Raw genomic sequence first — 2732 nt, 5'->3', positions numbered from 1 at the left:
CCGTCTGGCCCGGATCGACACCGAAAGCTGAGCGGCGCGTGACGAAGTCACAGACGGCGGGCGGCGTTTGGCGTATGATCCCGACATTGGCCCGATTCATCCAGCGCCTCGATCGCCCGGTCGATCTCAGCCACGCTGCGGTAGTCCACTGTCTTGCCGTCATAGCTGACGCGCGCCACGCCCGAGGATCGCTGCGCCGAAAGGGCGTCGCGGCGCGCTCGAAGGTCCGTGATTGTCGGCATTGCGATCACCTTCTATGTTCGGACTGTTGCAATCCGGAGTTTGCCGTGTCCGAAATCGTCGTCCGTGTCCGAATTGAACTCGAGGAAACCGACCCGCTGGTCTGGCGCGAACTGGACGTGCCACTCTCGACCACATTGGCCGCGATGCATGACATCATCCAGGTCGTGATGGACTGGTGGGACTATCACCTCTACGAATTCGAGATCGCAGGCAGGATCTACGGCGTGCCGTCTCCCGACGACGAGATCTACGAGCGCAAGGTCTACCAGGCCAGGGCGCTGCGTCTCGGCACAGTGCTGGAGCGCGGGGTCCGCGAGTTCCTCTACGTCTACGACTTCGGCGACAACTGGCAGCACCGGATCACCGTCGGTGAGGTCCGGCAGGGTGACGCCGGTGTCGAATATCCGCGCTTCATCGCCGGGGCTCGCCGCGCCCCACCCGAGGATGTCGGCAGCACCAGCGGGTTCGAGGAATTTCTCGAAGCGATAGCCGACCCCGAGCATGAGGACCACGAACGGATGCTGGAATGGTACGGCAAGCCGTTCGACCCCGAGGACATCGACGAGCGACGTCTGCACATGATCATCGACAATATTGCCGCGCGGCGGCGCGGCCCGCTCAAGAGCCATCGCGGCGACCGACGCAAAAAGCTGTCGTGACCGGGTTTGTCTACGTCCTTGGCAGTCAGACCTCCCGTGGGTATCGCACCTACGTCGGATGGACACTCGATCTCGAACGCCGTCTGGCAGCGCATAATTCCGGCATCGGAGCGAAATCGACACGAGGCAACGCGTGGTGCCTGATCTATGCCGAGCGCTTGCCAACCCGTATCGATGCAATGCGGCGCGAATGGCATCTCAAGCGTGATCGCTGTCTGCGCCGGCACCTGGCGCTATCAGCGCAGGGGCTTGGGCCCTGATCACCCCATGTAATTCGAGCGCATCGTCCGCCGCCGCGCTGATGGGCGCGAGGGTGTGACGGCTGGCGTGTCCTCCGATCCATCCGGTTCCACGGCCAGCGACCGCTCCAGATCCTGCCAGCGCGCCTCGGACCAGCGATCAGCCCCGCCTATCCAGGCCGCCGCCCGGGCGTAGACCCGGCAGTCCAGCGCCTCGTTTCGCTCGCGCAGCTTCTGCCATTCGAGCTTCGAGAAGCCGCGCTTGCCCTTCACGGTGACCAGCTGCTCGGCAGTCAGCTGCTTGAGCCACTCACCGTCGGCCCATGTCGGCAGATGCACCGTTCCCGCTGGGAACGATGCACCGGCCGTGATCTCTTCTGGCGTTGGCCGGTCCTGGCGCAGGAAGCGGTAGGTCTCGGCCTTGAAGGTCGAGGTCGCCACAGACCACAGCCGCGCCCCGCGGCGCAGGCGTTTGCCGCCGACAGTCGCGTCCACAAAGGTCGGGCCCGTCACCGGGCTTGCCCGGTTGAACCCCTCAAGCCCCTTGACCGGAGCCACCTGCGCAAAGCCCACCTGCCGCGCCCAGCCATAGACCGCGCTGGTCTCATAGCCCGTGTCGATCGCGAGCCGCGCGATGGTCAGGTGCTCACCGCTCTCATGTCGCCATGTCCGGCCCAGCAGCTCCGTCAGCTGCTGCCAGCAACCCGGGTCGCCGGGCCCGCCCTCGATGACGGCATGGTCGACGAGCCAGCTTGTCAAACCCCGGCCCCAGGCCCAGACGTCAACCTCGATCCGGTCCTTCTGCACATCCGCGCCAGCGGTCAGGAACAGACCACCCGCGGGCACGGTGCCCGCGCGCCAATCTTCTTTCAGCCCCTGCAAGCGCTGCCAATCCGGGGCCTCACCGCTTTCAACCCAGGTCTCGCCCAGCGAGGTATTGACGAAGGTCTTCATCGCCTCATCCCCACCGGCCTTGGCCGAGAGGAAAGCCTTCGCCATGGCCTCAAGCCGCACCCAGGGCGAGTATATCTCGTTGAGATGGAAGCCTGCCGTTCCATTGAACGGCGCCTCCGCGATCCAGCGGCCCTTGGCGATGGCCGCCCAGCGAGTCTCATCCGTCCAGGCCGCCTCACACTTCGCGCAGTGGTAGTGCGCGGTGTCCGGGCGGTGGCTTCCGCTCGCGTCCTTCTCCCATTTGACCTGTGCCCAGATCAGCGCTTGCTCCGTGCCACAGCTGGGGCACGGCACCCAGAACCGCCGCTGGTCGCTTTCCTCGAACGCAGTCTCGATCCGGCTCGCGCCCTTATTCGTCGGCGTCGAGACCAGCACGATCTTGCGGTTCCAGAACGTGACCGTCCTCTTCCTTGCAAGGTTGACCGGGTCACCCTCGGCGCCGGCGCTGAAGGGATAGCGGTCCACCTCGTCGCACAGCAGCAGCCGGATCGGCCGGCTGGCCAGACCCGAGGGCGCGTTGGCGCCCACAATCGTCAGGTGCCCGCCCGCAAACCGCTTGTGCAGGATCTTGTTGTTGCCATCGCGCGACTTCGGGTTGGCGATCTTGTCTTGCAAACACGGCGTGTCCCGCGCCATC

4 protein-coding genes are annotated in these 2732 nt (G+C 65.4%); 2 read left to right on the top strand and 2 right to left on the bottom strand.

Annotated elements, in window-relative coordinates:
• Positions 1–47: 47 nt before the first annotated feature.
• Positions 48–242, bottom strand: coding sequence for a phage head-tail joining protein (locus ACH107_RS31875; RefSeq protein WP_412509646.1), 195 nt, complete (start codon positions 240–242; stop codon positions 48–50).
• A 45-nt stretch (positions 243–287) separates the two neighbouring features.
• Here ACH107_RS31875 and ACH107_RS31870 point away from each other — a divergent pair, with 45 nt between their 5' ends.
• The gene (locus ACH107_RS31870) at positions 288–902 is read left to right on the top strand and encodes a plasmid pRiA4b ORF-3 family protein (RefSeq protein ID WP_412509645.1); all 615 of its coding nucleotides are present in this window, start codon (positions 288–290) and stop codon (positions 900–902) included.
• Entirely contained in the window at positions 899–1162 is a 264-nt protein-coding gene (locus tag ACH107_RS31865) for a GIY-YIG nuclease family protein (protein WP_412509644.1), read from the top strand. Before ACH107_RS31870 ends, ACH107_RS31865 begins: the two co-directional genes overlap by 4 nt.
• Here the strand turns inward: ACH107_RS31865 and ACH107_RS31860 are convergent.
• The coding region (locus ACH107_RS31860) for a phage terminase large subunit family protein (RefSeq protein ID WP_412509643.1) at positions 1163–2732 on the bottom strand (1570 nt) is incomplete at its 5' end.

Source organism: Roseovarius halophilus (ex Wu et al. 2025) (assembly GCF_047086965.1).
The sequence above is the reverse complement of the archived record's forward strand: the minus strand, read 5'-3'. Positions and strand labels throughout refer to the sequence as shown.

Excerpts from the sequence above, each read along its gene's own strand:
- ACH107_RS31875 (WP_412509646.1), bottom strand. The coding sequence starts at position 242 with ATGCCGACAATCACGGACCTTCGAGCGCGCCGCGACGCCCTTTCGGCG.